Annotated in this window: 18 protein-coding genes; 4 read left to right on the top strand and 14 right to left on the bottom strand. The window is 67.7% G+C overall.

Annotation, left to right across the window (positions count from 1 at the left end; genetic code table 11):
• The first annotated feature begins 49 nt into the window (after window positions 1–49).
• Complete coding sequence (locus tag CE453_RS10850; RefSeq protein WP_089174598.1) at window positions 50–937, top strand: EamA family transporter; 888 nt, start codon at window positions 50–52, stop codon at window positions 935–937.
• Here CE453_RS10850 and murB read toward each other — a convergent pair.
• The 5 genes from murB to CE453_RS10825 form a co-directional block, all read right to left on the bottom strand.
• Window positions 912–1,838 carry a UDP-N-acetylmuramate dehydrogenase gene (gene murB, locus CE453_RS10845; protein WP_089174597.1) on the bottom strand — a complete coding sequence of 309 codons (927 nt, stop codon included), beginning with the start codon at window positions 1,836–1,838 and terminating at the stop codon, window positions 912–914. The genes CE453_RS10850 and murB overlap by 26 nt on opposite strands.
• Window positions 1,839–1,933: 95 nt before the next feature.
• Window positions 1,934–3,340, bottom strand: a complete 1,407-nt coding sequence (gene murC, locus CE453_RS10840; RefSeq protein ID WP_089174596.1) for a UDP-N-acetylmuramate--L-alanine ligase — start codon at window positions 3,338–3,340, stop codon at window positions 1,934–1,936.
• Between the two features lie 16 nt (window positions 3,341–3,356).
• Window positions 3,357–4,460, bottom strand: coding sequence for an undecaprenyldiphospho-muramoylpentapeptide beta-N-acetylglucosaminyltransferase (gene murG / locus CE453_RS10835; RefSeq protein WP_089174595.1), 1,104 nt, complete (start codon window positions 4,458–4,460; stop codon window positions 3,357–3,359).
• 1 nt (window position 4,461) lies between these two features.
• The gene (locus CE453_RS10830; RefSeq protein WP_089174594.1) at window positions 4,462–5,595 is read right to left on the bottom strand and encodes an FtsW/RodA/SpoVE family cell cycle protein; all 1,134 of its coding nucleotides are present in this window, start codon (window positions 5,593–5,595) and stop codon (window positions 4,462–4,464) included.
• A gap of 137 nt (window positions 5,596–5,732) precedes the next feature.
• Window positions 5,733–6,350, bottom strand: coding sequence for a TetR/AcrR family transcriptional regulator (locus tag CE453_RS10825; protein ID WP_089174593.1), 618 nt, complete (start codon window positions 6,348–6,350; stop codon window positions 5,733–5,735).
• Window positions 6,351–6,549: 199 nt separating this feature from the next.
• On the opposite strand from CE453_RS10825, the gene CE453_RS10820 reads away from it, so the two are divergent.
• Genes CE453_RS10820 through CE453_RS10810 form a run of 3 tightly spaced genes read left to right on the top strand, consistent with a single transcriptional unit; the run spans window position 6,550 to window position 9,815 of the window.
• On the top strand, window positions 6,550–7,008 hold the full coding sequence (locus CE453_RS10820) for a (2Fe-2S)-binding protein (protein WP_089177831.1): 459 nt from the start codon (window positions 6,550–6,552) through the stop codon (window positions 7,006–7,008).
• A gap of 3 nt (window positions 7,009–7,011) precedes the next feature.
• Window positions 7,012–9,192 (top strand): xanthine dehydrogenase family protein molybdopterin-binding subunit, encoded by a 2,181-nt coding sequence (locus CE453_RS10815; RefSeq protein ID WP_089174592.1) that lies wholly within the window; start codon window positions 7,012–7,014, stop codon window positions 9,190–9,192.
• Window positions 9,192–9,815 (top strand): Isoquinoline 1-oxidoreductase subunit, encoded by a 624-nt coding sequence (locus CE453_RS10810; RefSeq protein ID WP_198302315.1) that lies wholly within the window; start codon window positions 9,192–9,194, stop codon window positions 9,813–9,815. Before CE453_RS10815 ends, CE453_RS10810 begins: the two co-directional genes overlap by 1 nt.
• Before the next feature lie 4 nt (window positions 9,816–9,819).
• Here the strand turns inward: CE453_RS10810 and murD are convergent, their stop codons facing one another.
• From murD to CE453_RS10765, 9 genes are all read right to left on the bottom strand, one after another.
• The gene (murD, locus tag CE453_RS10805; protein ID WP_089174590.1) at window positions 9,820–11,274 is read right to left on the bottom strand and encodes a UDP-N-acetylmuramoyl-L-alanine--D-glutamate ligase; all 1,455 of its coding nucleotides are present in this window, start codon (window positions 11,272–11,274) and stop codon (window positions 9,820–9,822) included.
• 13 nt (window positions 11,275–11,287) lie between these two features.
• On the bottom strand, window positions 11,288–12,370 hold the full coding sequence (gene mraY / locus CE453_RS10800) for a phospho-N-acetylmuramoyl-pentapeptide-transferase (RefSeq protein ID WP_089174589.1): 1,083 nt from the start codon (window positions 12,368–12,370) through the stop codon (window positions 11,288–11,290).
• Between the two features lie 38 nt (window positions 12,371–12,408).
• Complete coding sequence (locus CE453_RS10795) at window positions 12,409–13,833, bottom strand: UDP-N-acetylmuramoylalanyl-D-glutamyl-2,6-diaminopimelate--D-alanyl-D-alanine ligase (RefSeq protein ID WP_089174588.1); 1,425 nt, start codon at window positions 13,831–13,833, stop codon at window positions 12,409–12,411.
• A 78-nt stretch (window positions 13,834–13,911) separates the two neighbouring features.
• Window positions 13,912–15,363, bottom strand: a complete 1,452-nt coding sequence (locus CE453_RS10790) for a UDP-N-acetylmuramoyl-L-alanyl-D-glutamate--2,6-diaminopimelate ligase (RefSeq protein WP_198302314.1) — start codon at window positions 15,361–15,363, stop codon at window positions 13,912–13,914.
• 27 nt (window positions 15,364–15,390) lie between these two features.
• Entirely contained in the window at window positions 15,391–17,175 is a 1,785-nt protein-coding gene (locus CE453_RS10785; protein WP_472840985.1) for a peptidoglycan D,D-transpeptidase FtsI family protein, read from the bottom strand.
• Window positions 17,172–17,558, bottom strand: coding sequence for a cell division protein FtsL (gene ftsL, locus CE453_RS10780; RefSeq protein ID WP_089174586.1), 387 nt, complete (start codon window positions 17,556–17,558; stop codon window positions 17,172–17,174). Before ftsL ends, CE453_RS10785 begins: the two co-directional genes overlap by 4 nt.
• Before the next feature lie 2 nt (window positions 17,559–17,560).
• Window positions 17,561–18,577 carry a 16S rRNA (cytosine(1402)-N(4))-methyltransferase RsmH gene (gene rsmH, locus CE453_RS10775; protein WP_089174585.1) on the bottom strand — a complete coding sequence of 339 codons (1,017 nt, stop codon included), beginning with the start codon at window positions 18,575–18,577 and terminating at the stop codon, window positions 17,561–17,563.
• Complete coding sequence (locus CE453_RS10770) at window positions 18,574–19,098, bottom strand: division/cell wall cluster transcriptional repressor MraZ (RefSeq protein ID WP_089174584.1); 525 nt, start codon at window positions 19,096–19,098, stop codon at window positions 18,574–18,576. The genes rsmH and CE453_RS10770 overlap by 4 nt, the downstream gene beginning before the upstream one ends.
• Window positions 19,099–19,410: 312 nt before the next feature.
• Window positions 19,411–19,896, bottom strand: a complete 486-nt coding sequence (locus CE453_RS10765) for a MarR family winged helix-turn-helix transcriptional regulator (protein ID WP_282568779.1) — start codon at window positions 19,894–19,896, stop codon at window positions 19,411–19,413.
• Between the last annotated feature and the right edge of the window lie 41 nt (window positions 19,897–19,937).

The following is a 19,937-nucleotide window of genomic DNA, read 5'->3' as shown; positions in this document are numbered from 1 at the left end:
AGCGCCGGCCCGCCCGGAAGCCAAGCTCTGCGCGCCTCGGAGTTCCGCCATGCCGCTCAGCCTGAACAGAACGCTGCTGACCACAATCCTCGTGCCCTGCCTCTGGGGCTCGACCTATATCGTCTTCACCCAGACGCTCCCGGTCGATCATCCGCTGCTGGTCGGCGCGCTGAGGGCGCTGCCGGCCGGGCTCCTGCTGATGGCGCTCGGCCCCGGCTTGCCGCCACGCGACAAACTCCTGCCGCTCGCGGCGCTTGGTCTCGCCAATATCGGGCTGTTCTTCGCGCTGCTCTTCGTCAGTGCCGCGCGCCTGCCCGGCGGGCTCGCCGCTACGGTCAGCTCGATCCAGCCCTTGATCGTCGGCCTGCTGGCCTGGCCCCTGCTCGCCCGGCGCCCGGGCCGCGGCCAGATCCTCGCCGCGCTCGCGGGCCTGATCGGAGTGGCGCTACTGGTGCTCGATCCGCATGCGAGGCCGGACGTCATCGGCCTCGTCGCCGGCCTTGCCAGCGCCGCCTCGATGGCGACCGGAACCGTACTGATCGAGCGCTGGGGCAGGATGGGATCGCCGCTGGCGCTGGCCGCCTGGCAGCTCACGCTGGGCGGGCTGATCCTGCTGCCGGTCGCGCTGCTGGTCGAAGGCCTGCCGCCGGTGCCGACGCCTCTGAACGGGCTCGGTCTCGCCTACCTCGTCCTGATCGGCACAGCGCTGGCCTATTGGTTCTGGGTCAGGGGCATCACCGCGCTGGGCTCGAGCGTCGCCTTCCTCGGCCTGCTCAGCCCGACGGTCGCCACGATTCTCGGCGCCGTCCTGCTCGGCCAATGGCTCGGCGGCATCCAGCTCCTCGGCATCGCGGTCATCCTGGGTTCGACCGTTGCCGGGATGCTGCTCTCGCGCCGCCCGGCCGCAGCCGTTACGCCGCGACCCCGAGCCGCTTGATCTCCCACTGCAGCTCGAAACCGGAATTCTCCCTGACCCGGCGGCGAACCTCCTCGCCGAGCCCTTCGACATCGGCGGCCGTCGCGCCGCCGGTGTTGATCAGGAAGTTGCAGTGCATCTCCGAGACCTGCGCCCCGCCGACACGCAGGCCACGGCAGCCGGCCGCATCGATCAGTTGCCAGGCCTTGCCGCCCTGGGGGTTCTTGAAGGTCGAGCCGCCGGTGCGCTCCTTGATCGGCTGGGCCGCCTCGCGCGCCTGGGTCACCCGGTCCATCTCGGCCTGGATGACAGCCTGCTCGCCCGGTCGTCCCTGAAACAGGGCCGACGTGAAGATGATCTCTCGGGTCGATTCGGCGCTATTGCGATAGGTGAAGCCCATCTGGGCGTGGCTGAGCGTGACCAGCTCGCCCTTGCGGGTGACGCCGCGCGCCTCGACCAGCACATCGGTCGTCTCGCCGCCATGGGCACCCGCATTCATGCGCAGCGCCCCGCCGATCGAACCGGGAATGCCGCGATAGAAGGCGAGCCCGTCGAGCGAGGCATCGGCCGCAGCGCGGGCCACCTTGACGTCCGGCACCGCCGTTCCGGCCCGCAGCCGGTTCCCCGGCTCGCGGCTGATCTCGGCAAAGCCCTTGCCGCCGAGCCGGATGACGAGGCCGGGAATGCCGCCGTCACGCACGATGAGGTTCGAGCCGAGCCCGACCACCGTGACCGGGACGTCCTCCGGCAGCTTCGAGAGCAGATAGGCGAGATCTTCCTCGTCCGCCGGCGTGAACAGCAGTTGCGCCGACCCACCCACGCGAAACCATGTCAGGCCCGAGAGGTCCTGGTTGGCGAGGAGCCGCCCGCGCAGGTCAGGCGCGGCGGCACGGATGTCAGAGGTCAGATCCTGGAAGGGCATGGCGTCGCTTTAGAGCATCGAGACCGGGAACGGAACAGGCCGTCATGCTCCGGCTCAAGCCCGAGCATGACGGCGCAATTGCGGCAGGCCCGACCTCACTTCTCCAGCGCGGCCAGTTCTCCCGGCAGCGCATAGGCCCATTGCGTGATGTTGCCGGCGCCGAGGCAGACGACATAGTCGCCCGGCCCGGCCAGCTCGGCCACCATGCCCGCGAGCTTGTCGGGAGCCTCCAGCGGCAGAGCATGCCGATGGCCGCGCGCCCTGATGCCGGCAACCAGCGAATCACGGTCGGCCCCGGCGATCGGCGCCTCGCCGGCGGCATAGGTATCGGCCACGATCACCGTGTCGGCGTCGTTGAAGCAGGCGGCGAAGTCGTCGAACAGGCTCGACAGGCGCGTATAGCGATGCGGCTGCACGACCGCGATGACCTTGCCCTTCGTCGAGGCCCGCGCCGCCTTGAGCACGGCGGCGATCTCGACCGGGTGATGGCCGTAATCGTCGAAGATCAGCGCACCGTTCCACTCGCCCGTCTTGGTGAAGCGGCGCTTCACGCCGCCGAAGCCGGCCAGCGACTCGCGGATGCGTTCGACCGGAATGCCGAGGTCGTATGCGACGGCGATGGCAGCGGTCGCGTTCAGTGCGTTGTGGTGGCCCGGCATCGGCATGACGAGATCGCGGATGACCTCGTCGCGGCCGTTCTTGCGGTCGCGGATCAGGAGGGTGAAGCGCGCCTGCCCGCCGGAAAGGTCGATGTCGAGCAAGCGGAAATCGGCCTGCGGGTTCTCGCCATAGGTGATGACGCGCCGATCGGTGATCTGGCCGACGAGGCCCTGCACGGTCGGATGATCGATGCACATCACCGCGAAGCCGTAGAAGGGCAGGTTTTCGACGAAGGAGCGGAAGGCGCCCTTGATCGCGTCGAAGGTGCCGAAATGGTCGAGATGCTCGGGGTCGATATTGGTGACGATGGCCACGTCGGCCGGCAGCTTCAGGAAGGTGCCGTCGGATTCGTCGGCCTCGACCACCATCCAGTCGCTCTCGCCCATGCGGGCATTGGTGCCGTAAGCGTTGATGATGCCGCCATTGATGACGGTCGGGTCGAGCCCGCCCTTTTCCAGCAGCGTCGCGACCAGCGAGGTCGTGGTCGTCTTGCCATGGGTGCCTGCGATGGCGACGCAGCTCTTCAGTCGCATCAGCTCGGCCAGCATCTCGGCCCGGCGCACCACCGGCAGGCGCATCTCACGCGCGGCGGCGAGCTCGGGATTGTCGCGCTTGATCGCGGTCGAGACCACGACGACCTCGGCCTCGCCGAGGTTCTCGGCCTTGTGGCCGACGAAGGTGGTGATGCCCTTTTCCGCCAGGCGCTTGACGTTGGCGCCGTCGGAGGCGTCGGAGCCCTGCACCTTGTAGCCGAGATTATGCAGCACCTCGGCGATGCCGGACATGCCGATGCCGCCGATGCCGATGAAATGGATGGGGCCGAGCTTCGGCGGCAGCTTCATGGTCCTGCGTGTCCTGTCAGTTCTGAAAGTTGGCCGTCGCGATCACGAGATCGGCAAGGCGGTCGGCAGCGTCGGGGATACCGCCGCTCTTCGCGTTTGCGGCCATCGTCGTCAAGTGCGCGGGCTGTGCGATCAGCTTCGACAATTCGGCGGCAAGATGGCGCGGGGTAAATTCCGGCTGGAGAATGCGGATCGCTCCGCCCACCCCTTCGAGGAAGGCCGCGTTCGCCGCCTGATCCTGGTCGAGCGAACCCGGCAGCGGCACGAGAATGGCGGGACGGCCGATCACGGTCAGCTCCGCGACGGTCGAGGCACCCGAGCGCGCGATGATAAGATGAGCCGCCGCCATCTGCGCCGGCAGGTCCTTGAAGAAGGGCGAGACGGTCGCGCGGATGCCGAGCTTCTCGTAGATTCCGCGCACGCGCTCGTCGTCCTCGGTCCGCGCCTGTTGAACGATGGTGAGACGAGCCCGCTCGGCCTCGCTCAGGAGCTGGATCGCCGGTGGCACGATGTCGGCCATCACCCGCGCGCCCTGGCTGCCGCCGAAGACGAGAAGCTGGATCTTGCCCTCGCCCGGCCAGTCATAGTCGTGATCCGCAACCTCCAGCACGGCCGGGCGCACCGGATTGCCGACATGGCGGCATTTCGCCTTGAGCGGCTCTGCGATGCCGCCGACCTCGGCGAAGCCCGTCGCGATGGCGGTCGCCCGCCCGGCGAGAAAGCGATTGGCCCGGCCCATCACGGCGTTCTGCTCGTGAATCACCGTCTTCACACCGGCAAACGAGGCGCCGAGCACCGGCGGCACAGTCGGATAGCCGCCGAAGCCGACGACGACGTCCGGCTTGAGCTTGCCGATGATCCGCCGTGCCGCGAAAGTGCCCTTGGCGAGCTTCATCAGTGCTGCGGCCATCTTGAGTGGCGAGCGGCCGGACGGCGTCGCCGCCGGCACTGCATGCACGGCTTCGGCCGGGAAGCTCCCCGCGTACTCGGCCGCGCGCGTATCGGTCATCAGGACGACGCGCATACCCTTGGCATGCAGCGCGTGGCTCAACGCCTCGGCCGGGAAGAGATGGCCGCCGGTTCCGCCGGCGGCCAGCATGATGAGCTTGCCCGCGGCCATCTCAGCGCCCGTAGGAGCCGAACTCGGCCGAGCGTGGCCGGCGCCGCGTCAGCGCGAGCAGGAAGCCGGTTCCGACGGCGAGCGAAAGCAGCGATGAACCGCCATAGGAGATGAACGGCAAGGTCATGCCCTTGGCCGGCATCATGTGCAGGTTGACCATCATGTTGATCGCCGCCTGGATGCCGAAGAGCAAGGCCAGGCCCGTCACGGCGAGGCGCGTGAACGGATCCTCGGATTTCTGCGCTACGAACAGCGACCGGATCACGATGATCGCGAAGAGCGCGACAAGGATCATGCAGACGATGACGCCGAACTCCTCGGCCGTGACGGCGAAGATGAAGTCGGTATGCGCGTCGGGCAGGATGCGCTTCACCGTGCCCTCGCCCGGGCCTTTCCCGAGCCAGCCACCCTGCGCGAAGCTTTCAAGCGCGGTATCGACCTGGAAGGTGTCGCCCGAACCCTTGTCCATGAAGCGCTCGATGCGGGCGCGTACGTGCGGCACCAGCTCATACGCGATGAAGATGCCGGTGGCGCCGATGCCGCCGAGCCCGATGACCCAGAACCAGTGCAACCCGGCGACGAAGAAGAGCCCGGCCCAGACCAGGCTGATCAGCATGGTCTGGCCGAAGTCCGGCTGCAGCACCAGCGGCACGATCGAGACCGGCAGGATGAGCAGGGCGAGGATCGTGCCCGGCAGGTCCGGCCGGCGTGTCCCCTCGGCGAAGGCCCAGGCGGCGAGCACGACGAAGGCCGGCTTGAGGAATTCGGAGGGCTGCACCGAACCGAGGATGCTGAGCGTCAGCCAGCGCTTGGCGCCCTTGACCTCGACGCCGAAATAGAGCGTCGCCACCACCATGGCGAGCGAGACCACGTAGAGGATGAGCGCAGCGCGGCGCACCTGCCTCGGCGTCATGAAAGACACGCTGAGGAAGATCACGATCGCTCCGGCGAGATAGGCCGCCTGACGGTTGACGAAATGGAAGGTCGACAAGCCCAGCCGCTCGGCTACCGGCGGACCGCCCGCCATCAGCAGGACGACGCCCGAGACCATCAGCGCGATGAGCGCGGCAAGGATCAGGCGGTCGATCGACCACCACCAGCGGCCGCTGAGGGAAGGTTCGGCGCGGGAGACCATGACAGCGCGTCCTATCGACAAATTCCGCGCGGGCGAACCGCGCCTTGCGTGACGAATCACTCTGTCAATGAATGGTTAACCGATTGATTCCGATGCGGCGGATTGCACAGGCTGGTCGCCGCGAAGCGCAGCCCCCGTCAGCCGACGGTGACGGCCGCCGCAAAGATATGGGCGATGCCGGCAAGCCGCTCCGCATAGGCCTGACAGCTCGGCGGCGCGCCCGTCTTCGCTCCGGCGGCGGCGAACATCAGCCCGGCAATCCAGTCCTCGGCCGTGACGGAAGCGCGGCACAACGCGACCTCGCCGCGAGCTTCGGCCTCCTGAAGCAGTTGCCGCGCGAGCGTGACGAAAATCTGCTCGAAAGCCTGCAGCTCGCGGGTCGCGATGGCGTTCATCACGGCCTTCAGCTCGACGAGATGCTCCCCTGTGCCGAAGCTCGCATAGGCCAGTCCATGATGGGCCTCGACAAGGGCGGCGAGCCGCTCCGGAAAAGGACCCGGTACCGCGACGACCTCACGGCAACGTGCCTCGACGCGGCGCGCGAGCAGGTTCAGCATCGCCCGGAAGACGTCGTCCTTGCCCTTGAAATGCAGGTAGAGCGTCGCCTTGGCGAGCCCGGCCTCCCTGGCGATGTCGTCCATCGAACTGCGTTTGTAGCCGTAGCGGGCGAAGAGCCGCAGCGCCGCATCGGCGATCTGGTCGATGCGCGCGTCTTCTGGAGAAAGAGCGCTGGAACTTTCGCTTCGGTCCACCATTGCAGCTTTGCAGTCTTGACAAAATCCAAACTGCGCGCGACCATCCTAGTTAGACTTAAAACGTCCAACTAGTCCAGTCGCGCGACCCAGGGCTACGGATTCATCGCCCGGATCTGGTATGTCAGATCGGGACATCGAGGGCGAGCCCTCGATCCGCACCATGGTGCCGCGCTGCGTCTTGCCAGCATCGGAGGCAACCATGGTCTCTCTCAAAGTGAATGGGACGACGCATACCGTCGACGTCGACGACGACACGCCCCTGCTCTGGGCCATTCGCGACAATATCGGCCTCACCGGCACCAAGTTCGGCTGCGGCATCGCCCAATGCGGCGCCTGCACCGTCTTCATCGACGGCCAGGCCCTGCGCTCCTGCGTCACGCCCGTCTCGGCGGTCGGCACGAGCGAGATCACCACCATCGAGGGCCTCGCCGGCAAGGAGGCGGATGCCGTCCATGCCGCGTGGATCGCCCGCGACGTGCCGCAATGCGGCTATTGCCAGTCTGGCCAGGTGATGAGCGCCATCGCCCTGCTCAAGGAGAACAGGAAGCCGACCGATCGCGACATCGACCTCGCGATGAACGGCAACCTCTGCCGCTGCGCCACCTATGTCCGCATCCGCGCCGCGATCCATGACGCGGCCCGCGCGCTGGAGATCTGAGCCATGACCGCGCATGATCCCAAGCTGTCGCGCCGCTCCCTGCTGAAGGGCGCCGGTGCGCTCGTCATCGGCTTCAGCCTGCCGCACAACGCCCGAGCCCAGTCGGGCGCCGCGGCCGGCTTCCGGCCGGGCGGTAATGACAGCTTCGCGCCCAACGCCTTCATTCGCGTCGCGCCGGACGACACCGTCACCGTCATCGTCAAGCATATCGAGATGGGCCAGGGCCCCTATACGGGCCTCGCCACCCTCGCCGCCGAGGAGATGGACGCCGCCTGGAGCCAGATGCGCGCCGAATCCGCGCCCGCCGACGTCAAGCTCTACGCCAATCTCGCGCTCGGCGTGCAGGGCACCGGCGGCTCGACCGCGATCGCCAATAGCTGGGAGCAGATGCGCAAGGCCGGCGCCGCCGCCCGCGCCATGCTGGTCCAGGCAGCCGCCGACAGCTGGAAGGTTCCCGCCTCCGAGATCAAGGTCGAGGCCGGCGTCATCAGCCACGCTTCGGGCAAGCAGGGCCGCTTCGGCGAATTCGCCGAGGCCGCCGCGAAACTGCCGGTACCGGAGAACCCGCCGCTGAAGCCGGCATCGGCCTACCGGCTGATTGGCAAGGATGGCGCGACGAAGCGCCTCGACACCCCCGACAAGACGCGCGGCAAGGCGAAGTACACCATCGACATCCAGGTCCCGAACATGCTGACCGTGGTCGTCGCCCGCTCGCCGCGCTTCGGCGGCAAGGTCGCCAGCTTCGACGCCTCCGAGGCGCTCAAGGTCAAAGGCGTCGCCGAGGTGAAGGACATCGGTTACGGCGTCGCGGTCTACGCCCACGGCATGTGGCCGGCGCTGAAGGGCCGTGAGGCACTGAAGGTCATTTGGGACGACAGCGAAGCGGAAAAACGCGGCAGCGCCGAGCTGGTCGCCGAGTACCGCAAACTCGTCCGGCAACCCGGCACCGTTGCGGGCAGCCATGGCGATGCGGAAGTCGCCCTCGGCCAAGCCGATCGCGTCATCGAGGCCGAGTTCGTCTTTCCTTATCTGGCCCATGCGCCGATGGAGCCGCTGGACGGCTATCTGGAATGGGATGGCCAGACGGCCCATGCTCGCTTCGGCAGCCAGTTCCAGACCACCGAACACCAGACCATAGCCACCATCCTCGGCCTGCCGCTCGAGAAGGTCAGCCTCGAAACCATGATCGCCGGCGGCAGCTTCGGCCGGCGTGCCCAGGTCAGCCAGCATCTCGCGGCCGAGCTTGCCATCGTCGCCAAGGCGATCGGCCCCAACCGTCCGGTCAAGGTCGTCTGGACGCGGGAGGACGATCTCACCGGCGGCTATTACCGTCCGCTCTTCGTGCACCGCCTGCGCGGCGCGGTGAAGGATGGCAAGATCGCGGCCTGGTCGAACACGCTCGTCGGCCAGTCCTTCTTCCTCGGCACGCCCTTCGAATCCTTCGTCGTCAAGAACGGCATCGACGCGACGTCGGTCGAGGGGGCCAACGAGATCTTCTACGAGGTCGCGAATTTTCGCTGCGAGGTGCACAATCCCAAGGTCGGCGTGCCGACCCTGTGGTGGCGCTCGGTCGGCCACACCCACACCGGCTATGCCGTCGAGTGCTTTGTCGACGAGTTGCTGCAGGCCGCCGGGCAGGATCCGGTGCAAGGCCGGCTCGCGATGATGGGCGACCGGCACCCGCGCGCCGCCGGCGTGCTCAAGGCGGTCGCCGAGCTCGCAGGCTGGAAGGGTGGCGCTCCGGTCGACGGCCGGGCGCGCGGCGTCGCCGTTGTGGAGAGCTTCGGGTCCTTCGTCGCCCAGATCGCCGAAGTCTCGATGGGGTCGGAGGGCGAGCCCAGGGTCCACAAGGTCTGGTGCGCGGTGGATTGCGGCGTCGCCGTCAATCCCGATGTGATCCGCGCCCAGGTCGAAGGCGGCATCGGCTTCGGCCTCGGCCACGCCCTTTACGGCAAGATCACTCTCGACGGCGGCCGGCCGGTCCAGACCAACTTCAACGAATACCGCTCGCTGCGCATCAACGAGATGCCGGAGGTCGAGGTCACGATCCTCGCTTCCACGGAGAAGCCGAGCGGCATCGGTGAGCCGGGCGTCCCGCCGATCGGCCCCGCCGTCGCCAACGCGCTCGCAGCGCTCGGCCATGGCCGGCCGCGTCAGCTGCCGATGCAGGGAGGCACCGTCTGATGGGCCGCAACCTGATCCTCGCCACGGCAGCGGCGCTCGCGGTCTGCGTCGCCGGCAGCGCCTTGACGCTGGCGCAGAACGCCGCCCAGCCCGGCGGCGCCAGCCTGCGCCCGGCTTCGAGCTTCGCCTCGATCGCCAACCAGCGCGACCGCTCGGTCGCGCTCTTTACCGAGATGGGCAAGGTGCTCACGCATCCGCGCTGCATGAACTGTCATCCGGCGACCGAGCGGCCGCGTCAGGGCGATCTGCGCAAGCTGCACGAGCCCGTCGTCGTGCGCGGCAGGGATGGCCATGGCGCCGCCGGCCTGCATTGCGCGACCTGTCATGGCAAGGAGAACTTCGACCCGGCTCGAATTCCTGGCAACGAGCACTGGGCGCTCGCCCCAGCCTCGATGGCCTGGGAAGGCAAGACTCTCGCGCAGATCTGCGAGCAGTTGAAGGACCCGAACCGCAACGGCAGCCGGGATAGCGCCGCGCTGATCAAGCACGTCACGACCGACAGCCTCGTGCTCTGGGCCTGGAAGCCCGGCAAGGGCCGCGAGCCCGCGCCCGGGACTGCGGCCGAGTTCGGCGCGCTGATGCAGGCTTGGACCGAAAGCGGCAGCGCCTGCCCGACTTCGTGATCGATCAGCCCTTCGGAGCCGCGGAACCTCCCGCCACCCCGAAGGGCTCGAAGTTCGGCAGGCCCGAGACTAGCTTGCGGAACGTGTCGCCGCGCACCTCGAAATTCGGGAACTGGTCGAAGGACGCGCAAGCCGGCGAGAGCAGCACCGCGATCTCGCCCTCACCCGGCTTTGCCAGCGCATCGCGCGTGGCATCCGCCACAGCCTTGTCGAGCGTGTCGCTGCGCTCATAGGTGACGCTGCCGTCGTCATCGAAGGTCGCGGCGAAGAGGTCGCTTGCCGCGCCGATCAGATAGGCCTTGGCGATGTTCGGGAAATAGCGTCGCAGCGATTCGATGCCGCCTTCCTTGGCCTTGCCGCCGAGGATCCAGAAGATGTCGCGGAAGGAGGTCAGCGCCTTCTCGGTGGAATCCGCATTGGTCGCCTTGGAATCGTTGATGAAGACGACACGGCCGATCCGGCCGAGTTCCTCCATGCGATGCGCCAGCCCGGGATAGCTCCGGAAGCCGGCCTCGATCTCTGCATCGCTCAAGCCCAGCACCGCGCAGGCGGCGAAGGCAGCTGCCGCGTTCTGGGCATTGTGCGAGCCGCGCAAGGAGCCGATGCCGGCGAGGCTGGCGACGACGCGCCGCTTGCCGCTCTGCGCCGCGACGATCAGCGTCTCGCGTTGTCCATCGCGCTCGACGACCTCGGCAAAGACGCCTGCGTCGAGCGGCCGGTCGCCGCTGATCTCGACCAGTGGGCGGCCTCCGGCGGTGCGCCTCAGCGCCATCTGCTGCGAGGCCTCGTCATCGACGCCGACCACCGCGATATCGGCGGCAGAAACCAGCCGTTCCTTGATCGCGGCATAGTTTTCGAGCGAGCCGTGCCGGTCGAGATGGTCCGGTGTCAGGTTCATCTGAATGCCGACGGTGGGCTTGAGCGAGGGAGCGAGATCGATCTGGTAGCTCGAGCACTCGATGACATGGATGCGGTTCGTGGCCGGCGGCTCCAGCGCCAGAACGGCGGTTCCGATATTGCCGCCCATCTGCGCGTCGCGGCCGGCGGCCTTGAGCACATGCGCGATCAGCGCCGTCGTCGTCGACTTGCCGTTGGTGCCGGTGATGCAGACGACCGGGGAGGCCGGCGCGATCTTCGCCCGCTCGCGGAAGAACAGTTCGACATCGCCGATGATCTCGACGCCAGCGGCCTTGGCCTTCGCCACCGTCCAATGCGGTTCGGGGTGGGTCAGCGGCACGCCCGGCGAGAGCACGAAGGCGGCAAAGCCCGACCAGTCCGCACTCGCCAGGTCGACGACCGCGATGCCTTCGGTCGCGGCCTTGTCGCGGCTCTTCTCGCTGTCGTCCCAGGCCGCGACATCGGCGCCGCCGGCCTTGAGCGCCCGCGCGGTCGCGAGCCCCGAGCCGCCGAGGCCGAACAGGGCGACCTTGCGCCCGGCGAAGACGGTGACGGGCGTCATGATGCTCTCGCTCTCAGCGCAGCTTCAGCGTGGCGAGGCCAACCAGCGCCAGCACGACGGAAATGATCCAGAAGCGGATCACCACCTGTGGCTCGGTCCAGCCCAGCTTCTCGAAATGGTGGTGGATCGGCGCCATTAGGAAGACGCGCTTGCCCGTGCGCTTGAACACGGCGACCTGGATGATGACCGACAGCGCCTCGACCACGAAGAGGCCGCCGACGACAGCGAGCACGATCTCGTGCTTGGTCGCGACCGCGATAGTGCCCAGCAGGCCGCCGAGGCCGAGCGAGCCGGTGTCGCCCATGAAGATCTGGGCCGGCGGCGCGTTGAACCAGAGGAAGCCGAGCCCCGCCCCGATCACCGCCCCGCAGATCACCGCCAATTCGCCGGCGCCGGGCACGTGATGGATCTGCAAATAATTGGCGAAGATGGCGTTGCCGACCAGGTAGGAGATGAAGCCGAAGGTGCCGGCCGCGATCATCACCGGCACGATGGCGAGCCCGTCGAGCCCGTCGGTCAGGTTCACCGAATTGCCGGCGCCGACGACGACGAAGGAGGTGACCAGCGGGAACAGGATGCCAAGCGGGATGATCGCTTCCTTGAGGAAGGGCATGGCGAAGCCCGAACCGATGGCGGGCGGTTGCGTCTGCATTACGAAAGTGCAGGCGATCAGCGCGACCACGACCTCGATGGCGATGCGCGCCTTGCCCGAGAAGCCCTTATGCGACTGCTTCGTCACCTTGAGGTAGTCATCATAGAAACCGATCGCGCCATAGGCCGCCGTGACGAAGAGCACGATCCAGACGTAGGGGTTGCGCAGATTGCCCCAGAGCAGCACCGCGACGAACAGGCCGGTCAGGATCATCAGCCCGCCCATGGTCGGCGTGCCGCGCTTGGCGAGATGGCTCTCGGGGCCGTCGGTACGGATCGGCTGCCCCTTGCCCTGCTTGATCCTGAGCCAGGAGATCGCCGCCGGCCCGAAGAAGAAGACGAAGAGCAGCGCCGTCGCGGTCGCCCCGCCCGCCCGGAAGGTGATGTAGCGGAAGACGTTGAGGACGGGGAAGGTGCCGGACAATTCGGCGAGCCAGGCGAGCATGTGCGGGCAATCTCTCGGGAAGCGGTCTGAAGGGCGGGTCAGTCTTCGGCAGGCACGGCAGGAAAGCGCGCGAGGAGCGCCTTGACGATCGGCCCCATGCGCGAGCCCAGCGACCCCTTGATGGTGACGACGTCGCCGGCGCGGACCGCATCGAGCACGAGCGGTTCCAACGCGCCCGATGCGGGGGCATAAGCCCCCCGCAGGGCCGAAGGCAAGCTCTCATAGAGCTCCTTCATCAGCGGCCCGCAGGCGAAAACCTTGTCGATCCCGTTGGCGATCAGCGGCTGGGCCAAGCCCTTGTGCAGCTCGCCGCCGCTCGGCCCGAGTTCCAGCATGTCGCCGAGAACGGCGATGCGCCGACCCCTGCCCTCGACCGGCAGGCGCCCGAGATTCTCGATCGCCGCGCGCATTGATGCCGGGTTGCCGTTGTAGCTCTCGTCGAGCAGCGTGAAGCGCCCGCCCGGAGCCTGCAGAATCTGCCGTGCGCCACGACCGGCTGGCGGCTTGAGATCGCCGAGCGCCAGCGCCGCCAGCGCGAGATCGGCGCCGAGCGCCTGCACCGCCGCCAGCACCGCGAGCGAATTCAGCACGATGTGCTTGCCGGGGCTGCCGAGCTTGTAGGTTACCGGCTGGCCGAGCACCCGCGCCTCGACCGTCGAGACATCGGCCTTGAGCGCGCAGGAGATCAGCCGCACATCGGCATCCGGGCTCTCGCCGAAGGTGATGATGCTCCCGGCCGGGCCAGACTTCGCAATGTCGCGCAGCAACTCCGATTGCGGGATGTCGGCATTGATGATCGCCGTGCCGCCCTTCTCGAGCTCCCAGAAGACGCCGGCCTTTTCCTCCGCGATGCCCTCGACCGAGGCGAAGGCGGCCAGGTGCACCGGCTGGATCGTGGTGATGATCGAAATCTGTGGGCGCACCAGCCGCGCCAGCGGCAGGATTTCGCCGGGGCTGTTCATGCCGATCTCGTAGACGCCATAGGCGATGTCGGCCGGCGTGCGCACCAGCGTCAGCGGCACGCCCCAGTGATTGTTGTAGGAAGCGACCGGCGCATGGGTCTTGCCCTGGCGCGAGAGCACGAGGCGCAGCGCCTCCTTGGTGCCGGTCTTGCCGACCGAACCGGTGACCGCGACCACGCCCGCCTTCAGCTCCGCGCGGCGCGCCGAACCCGCCTGCTCCATCGCCTTCAGCACATCCGGCACAACGGCGAGTGCGCCCGCGCCCTTGAACTCCGCCGCATGCGACTCGTCGATCACGGCAAGCGCCGCACCCTTTTCCAACGCACCGTTGACGAAGTCGTGCCCATCCCGAGCCTCACCCTTGATCGCGAAGAAGACGTCGCCCGGCTCCAGCGTGCGGGTATCGATCGAGGCGCCGGTGACGGCCGGCGGCACGGCGCCTTCCGCACGCGCGCCGAGCGCCGCGATCAGCTTGTCTCCGCTCCAGAGAGGGGCGCTCATCCTTGAATCTCCGACAGCGCGCTTTCCGCCCGATAGGGCGAGAAGAATTCGCGCAAGATCATATTCTGGAGCATGGGACTACTTCCCATGCTCCAGCGCTTTCCGCACGACCTCATGGTCCGAGAAAGGCAATGTGCGCTCGCCTATGATCTGGCCGGTTTCATGACCTTTTCCGGCCACGACCAGCAAATCCCCAGGCTTCAGCATCTTCACCGCCGCGCGGATCGCTTCCTCGCGATCGCCGATCTCCATGAGCTTTGGCGAGGCGGCCATGATCTCGGCGCGGATCGTCGCCGGGTCCTCGCTGCGCGGATTGTCGTCGGTGACGATGGCGATATCGGCTCTCTCGGCGGCAATGGCCCCCATCAGCGGCCGCTTGCCCTTGTCGCGGTCGCCGCCGCAACCGAAGACACAGATCAGCCGCCCCGTCGCATAGGGCCTGAGCGTCGCCAGCACGGCGGCCAGCGCATCGGGCTTGTGGGCATAGTCGACGACGACGAGCCCGCCATTGGCCTCGCCGACACGTTCGAGCCGCCCGGCCACGCCGGTCAGCCCGGAGATCGCCTCCAGCGCCCTGCGCTTGTCGGCGCCGGTCGCGATGGCGAGCCCGGCGGCGACAAGGGCGTTACCGGCCATGAAATCTCCGACCAGCGGCAGCGAGACGGAAACCCGCTCGCCATCGAAGCCGATGGTCAGGCGCTGCGTGAAGCCATCCCGCTCATTGGCGATGAGCCTCAGCGTCTCGCCCCTGCGGCCAATGCCGATGATCGGATGCCCGCCGGCTTCGGCGGCCTGCGCAGCCTCCCCCGCATAGGGCTCGTCGCGGTTGATCACCACCGGCGCGCCAGCGGGCAGCAGCTCCCACAGCCGCAGCTTGGCGGCGAGGTAGTCCTCGACGCTGGGGTGATAGTCGAGATGGTCGCGCCCGAGATTGAGGAAGGCGCCGGCCTTGAGCCTCACCCCGTCGAGCCGGCGCTGGTCGAGCCCGTGCGAGGAGGCTTCCATGGCGAGATGGGTGATGCCCTCGCCCGCCAGCTTGTCCAGCGAAGCATGCAGCGACAGCGGATCGGGCGTGGTCAGCGAACCGTAATCGGCGCCCTTCGCCGTAACGACGCCGATGGTACCGAGGCTCGCGGCTTCATGACCAAGGGCCTGGAAGATCTGCCGGGTGAAGTCCGCGACGGAGGATTTGCCGCTTGTCCCCGTCACCGCGACGATGGTTTTCGGCTGTCGTGGGTGGATCTTCGCCGCCGCCAGCGCCAGCGCCAGCCGCGGATCGGCGACTTGCGCGAAGGCGACTCCGGCCGGCAGATCCGCCGGGCGCGGACCGCCCGACACGACGGCGATGGCGCCATGCCCGACAGCATCCATGATGAAGCGCGCGCCATCCGCCTTGGCCCCGGCGAGCGCGACGAAGACATCGTCCCCCGTGACCTTGCGGCTGTCGAAGGCGACGCCGTGCACCGGCTGGGTGGCGGCGTCAGCGTCGAAGGTCTCGGGGAAGAGGTCTCCGAGGCTGTATGCGGTCATTGTCATGGCCCTGCTTATAGACCGGGATCAGCGCGTGCCCCAGGCCCCGAGCTTCGCCATCAGCGGGAAGGGCGAGGCCGGCGGGTCGAAGCGCGGCGCGATGCCGAGCAGCGGGGCAGCACGCTCGATCAGCTTGCCGGTGGTGACGCCGCCGTTCCAGGCCGCGGTCGAATAGCCGCCGCTCTCGGCATACCCCTTCGGCTCGTCATAGATGGCGAGGAACAGGTATTTCGGCTTGTCGGAGGGCACGATCGCCGTAAAGGTCGTGAAGTTCTTGTTCTTGGCATAGCGGCCGTTGATGACCTTCTCGGCCGTGCCGGTCTTGCCGCCGACGAAATAGCCCGGAACATCCGCCTTCCGCGCCGAACCTCTGTCGCCGTTGATGCGCATGATGTAGCGTAGCGCTTCCGACGTCTCCGGCTTGATGACACGGGTCGCTACCTTCATCGCGTCCTCCTGCGAACGCTTCAGGAAGGTCGGCTTCATCAGATAGCCACCATTGACCAGCGCGGAGACGGCGGCGATCGCCTGCAGCGGCGCGACGGCCAGGCCGTGACCGAAGGCGATGGTCGCGGTGTTGATCTCGCCCCAGCGCTGCGGGACGATCGGCGCAGCGCTCTCCGGCAGCTCGGTCGTCATCCGGTCGAGCTGCATCATCTTCTTCAGGAAGGCCTTGTGCCCTTCGACGCCGACGGCGAGCGCCATCTTGATCGAGCCCATGTTCGAGGAATGCACGAAGACCTCGGGCACGGTCAGGGTCCGGCCGGTGCCATGGTATTCCTTGATGACCTGGCGGCCGAAACGCATCATCCCGCCGGCGGTTGAGAAGGTCGAGTTGATGTTGACCTTGCCGGAATCCAACGCCATCGCGATGGTCAGCGCCTTGAAGGTCGAGCCCATCTCGTAGACGCCGACATTCATCCGGTTGATCCGGTCCTTCTCCAGCGCATCGACCGGATTGTTGGGGTCGAAATCCGGCAGCGAGACCAGCGCGATGACCTCGCCCGTGTTGACGTCCATGATCGCACCGGCGGCCGCGATGGCGCGGAAACGTTCCATGCCCTTGACCAGTTCGTCGCGCAGCACGTGCTCGACGCGCAGGTCGATCGAGAGTCTGATCGGCTTGAGGTCGCTCGCCTGGCTGGCGAGGCCGGCGCCGTTCAGGTCCTGCAACCCCTGCGAGTCGATGTATTTCTCCATCCCGGCGATGCCGATATTGTCGATATTGGCGAAGCCGAGGACATGGGCGGCAGCCGGCCCGTTCGGATAGAAGCGCTTGTGCTCGGGCAGGAAACCGACGCCGGGGATGCCGAGGCGATAGACCTCCGCCTGCTGCCGGGGCGTGATCTCGCGCTTGACCCAGACGAAGCCCTTCTTGGTGCCGAGCTTGTCGCGCAGCTCCTTGGCGTCGAGATCGGGCAGCACCGCCGTCAGCAGCTCCGTCGCCTCGTCCTTGTCGAGAATCTTGCGCGGCTCGGCGAACACCGAGACCACGCTGATATCGGTGGCGAGAATCTCGCCGTTGCGGTCGAGGATGTCCGGCCTGGCGGCGGAAATCGCATTCGAGCTCGCGCGCCGGATGCCGACCTGCTCGTTCGGCAGCGTCGCCAGCAGGGCGAGCCGGCCCGTGATCGCGATGAACAGCGCCGAGAAGCAGAGGATGATGAGGCCGACGCGCGGCTGCGCTTTGTCGCCGCTCATGCGGAAGACGTCGCGCAGCCAGGCGAGCCGCGATTGCGGGGCGGCGACAGGGGCCTCCGTGGCGTCCGCCTCGGGCATGGCGGCCTGCTCGGTCCTGGTCGTGTCGGTCATGGCATGGCTCCAGGCGTGGTCGCTCCCGCCTTGGCGGTCCTCGGCGTCTCGGTCGGCAGGCCTAGGCCCAGATCCTCGAGCTTGCGGCCGATGGCATCGACCTTGGGACCGCGGTTCGGGATCTCGGAGGGTTTCACCACCTGGGTTGCCTGGAAGGGCTGCAGGTCGAGGTGCCGGTCGGCCAGCGTCTGGAGACGGTCAGGGCGGTTGAGGAACTGCCACTCCGCCTTGAGCACCTGGATGGCGTCGCGCTCGCGCTGGGTCTTCGACCTGAGCTTCTGCAGATGCTCGGTCGCCAGCGTCGTCTCGTATTTGATCGTGTAGGCGTAGACCGCCGAGGAAACCAGCGCGCCGATGGCGATGACATGGAGAAACTTGATCACACTCAGGATCTCCGGCGCGGTGTGGGTTCGGGAAGGCCTGCGAGCGCGACAAGGCCGGCCTCGGCCCGGCGCGGCGGCGCCTCGTTGCGCTCGGCGGCGCGCAGCTTGGCGGAACGCGCCCGCGGATTGGCGCGCATCTCGGCCTCGGAAGGAGCGACGGCCCCCTTCTCGACGAGCCGGAAGGTCGGCTGAGCCACGGCTGCGGCCGGTGCATGGCGTGAGCCCGCCGGCACGCGGCCCGAGCGCTCCGCCAGGAACTGCTTGACGATGCGGTCTTCCAGCGAATGGAAGGTGACGACGACGAGACGCCCGCCTGGCTTGAGTACGGCCTCCGCCGCATGCAGCGCCCGGACCAACTCGCCGAGCTCGTCATTGACCGCGATGCGCAGCGCCTGGAACACACGCGTCGCCGGATGCGCGCCGCCCGGTTCGCCCCGCACGATGCCGGCGACGAGATCGGCTAGCTGTTTGGTGGTGGCCAGCGGCGCCTTGCGCCGCGCCTCGACCACGGCCCGCGCCACGGCGCGCGAGCGACGCTCCTCACCATAATGGTAGAAGATGTTGGCGAGCAGGCCTTCCTCAGCCTCGTTGACGATGTCGGCCGCGCTCTGGCCCGCGCCGCTCATGCGCATGTCGAGCGGGCCGTCGAAGCGGAAGGAAAAGCCGCGCTCCGGCTGGTCGATCTGCATCGAGGAGACACCGATATCGAGCACGACGCCATCAAGCGGCACCATCCGGAAGCGCTCGGCCTCTTCGGCGAGCTCCCCGAACTGCGCCTGCGACAGCGTCAGCCGCCCGGCCATCGCCGCGACGAGATCGGCACCGCCGGCGATCGCGCTGGGATCGCGATCGAGACCGAGCAGGATCGAGCTCGGCGCAGCATCGAGGATCGCCTTGCTGTACCCCCCTGCCCCGAAGGTGCCGTCGAGATAGCGCCCGCCCGGCTTGGGCGCGAGCGCCTCGAGCACCTCCGCGAGCAGCACGGGCACATGGCGAACCGGTCCGCCCTGGTCCGTCATGAGCCCGAACCTCCTGTCGAAGCCGCCAAGCCGCCGAGTGTGCGCTTGACGTCGCGCAGCCGCGTCCGCGCCGCATCGAGATGGGCACGGAACCGCTCCGGCTCCCAGATCTGGAATTTGTGGCCGTGCCCGACGAATGTCACCGCATCGCCGATGCCGGCATGCGCCTTCAGCGCCTCGCTCAGGACGATGCGGCCCTCCGGATCGACCTTCAGAACCTCCGAGGTGCCGTTCAGCGCCGTTGAGAGCAGCTCCCATTCGTCCGAGAAGGGCGAGAAGCGCGCCAGGATGTCGTCGATCGTCGCCCTCAGCGCATTGCCGCCCGCGTCGAGCGCCGGCAGGTCGAGCCCCTGATGGACGTAGAGGCCCTCGTAGCCGTCCTTGGCGAGAACCGAGCGGAAACTCGAGGGAATGGAGACGCGCCCTTTGGCGTCTAGCCGGTTGGTGAAGTTCGAGACGAAGCGGTCCGTCAACGCCGCCTCCCGGCCTGCTCTCCACACCGCCGCCAGGCGCTTGCCCATGCGACGAAAAATCCCCCCGTCGAAGCAGGCAAGCAGCGCCCGGCGACCAAAATCCGCGCGGCACACGGACCCTGACCTGAGAACTGCCTGTCGGCTTCGACGGGATGATTTGGGATAACATGGGCAATCATGGGCGTCAATGGAATCGTAAGCACGAGTCGATGCTTGCGAAGGCTCGCGACCATCACAGCCCGTTATGGTTAAGTAACCGTAAGCGCGCGAAATTCGGCACACTGCGCCCGGTTTGGGCGGCAGATCCGGAACATGAGCGGAAGAGAAAAAATCGCGTCGGATCGCGGCGCGACGTTCGCGTCAGTCCTCGCGCGCCGCCGCCAGCAAAGCGTCGCGCACCCGGCCGAGCTGCTCGCGAAGCTCCGGCGCTCCCGGCGCGGTCGCGCCCAGCGCACAACCGATCGCTTCCTGGACACGCCGCCCCTGCACGCGCAGCGCCTCGCCCTTCGCGGCGAGATGGATGCGCACCTGCCGCTCATCGGCGGCATCGCGCTCGCGCCGGATGAACCCCGCGCTTTCGAGACGCTTCAGCAGCGGCGTCAGCGTACCGGAATCCAGCATCAGCTTCTCGCCGAGCGCCTTCACCGTCAGCCCGTCATCCGCCCACAATACGAGCATGACGAGATATTGCGGATAGGTCAGCCCCAGCGCCGCGAGCACTGGCCGGTAGACACGATTGAAGGCGTGGCTCGCCTGATACACGGCGAAGCAGAGTTGCTGCTCCAGCCGGGGCGTGCCCGCGCCGGCCTTAGGTTCGCGCTCGTTTCCGTTCCCGGACACCATCATGCCTCTGCCATCGCTCCCTCAAGGCAAAGCGGAAACCGAAG

The organism is Bosea sp. AS-1 (assembly GCF_002220095.1).
Taxonomy (GTDB): Bacteria; Pseudomonadota; Alphaproteobacteria; order Rhizobiales; family Beijerinckiaceae; genus Allobosea.
This window is presented reverse-complemented; position numbering and strand designations above follow the sequence as displayed.

Excerpts from the sequence above, each read along its gene's own strand:
- CE453_RS10830 (WP_089174594.1), bottom strand. The coding sequence starts at position 5,595 with ATGGTCTCCCGCGCCGAACCTTCCCTCAGCGGCCGCTGGTGGTGGTCG.
- CE453_RS10820 (WP_089177831.1), top strand. The coding sequence starts at position 6,550 with ATGGTCTCTCTCAAAGTGAATGGGACGACGCATACCGTCGACGTCGAC.
- rsmH (WP_089174585.1), bottom strand. The coding sequence starts at position 18,577 with ATGACGGACCAGGGCGGACCGGTTCGCCATGTGCCCGTGCTGCTCGCG.
- CE453_RS10795 (WP_089174588.1), bottom strand. The coding sequence starts at position 13,833 with ATGAGCGCCCCTCTCTGGAGCGGAGACAAGCTGATCGCGGCGCTCGGC.
- CE453_RS10810 (WP_198302315.1), top strand. The coding sequence starts at position 9,192 with ATGGGCCGCAACCTGATCCTCGCCACGGCAGCGGCGCTCGCGGTCTGC.
- murD (WP_089174590.1), bottom strand. The coding sequence starts at position 11,274 with ATGACGCCCGTCACCGTCTTCGCCGGGCGCAAGGTCGCCCTGTTCGGC.
- CE453_RS10785 (WP_472840985.1), bottom strand. The coding sequence starts at position 17,175 with ATGACCGACACGACCAGGACCGAGCAGGCCGCCATGCCCGAGGCGGAC.
- murG (WP_089174595.1), bottom strand. The coding sequence starts at position 4,460 with ATGGCCGCGGGCAAGCTCATCATGCTGGCCGCCGGCGGAACCGGCGGC.
- CE453_RS10815 (WP_089174592.1), top strand. The coding sequence starts at position 7,012 with ATGACCGCGCATGATCCCAAGCTGTCGCGCCGCTCCCTGCTGAAGGGC.
- CE453_RS10825 (WP_089174593.1), bottom strand. The coding sequence starts at position 6,350 with ATGGTGGACCGAAGCGAAAGTTCCAGCGCTCTTTCTCCAGAAGACGCG.
- CE453_RS10765 (WP_282568779.1), bottom strand. The coding sequence starts at position 19,896 with ATGATGGTGTCCGGGAACGGAAACGAGCGCGAACCTAAGGCCGGCGCG.
- murB (WP_089174597.1), bottom strand. The coding sequence starts at position 1,838 with ATGCCCTTCCAGGATCTGACCTCTGACATCCGTGCCGCCGCGCCTGAC.
- mraY (WP_089174589.1), bottom strand. The coding sequence starts at position 12,370 with ATGCTCGCCTGGCTCGCCGAATTGTCCGGCACCTTCCCCGTCCTCAAC.
- murC (WP_089174596.1), bottom strand. The coding sequence starts at position 3,340 with ATGAAGCTGCCGCCGAAGCTCGGCCCCATCCATTTCATCGGCATCGGC.
- CE453_RS10790 (WP_198302314.1), bottom strand. The coding sequence starts at position 15,363 with ATGACCGCATACAGCCTCGGAGACCTCTTCCCCGAGACCTTCGACGCT.
- CE453_RS10770 (WP_089174584.1), bottom strand. The coding sequence starts at position 19,098 with ATGGGCAAGCGCCTGGCGGCGGTGTGGAGAGCAGGCCGGGAGGCGGCG.
- CE453_RS10850 (WP_089174598.1), top strand. The coding sequence starts at position 50 with ATGCCGCTCAGCCTGAACAGAACGCTGCTGACCACAATCCTCGTGCCC.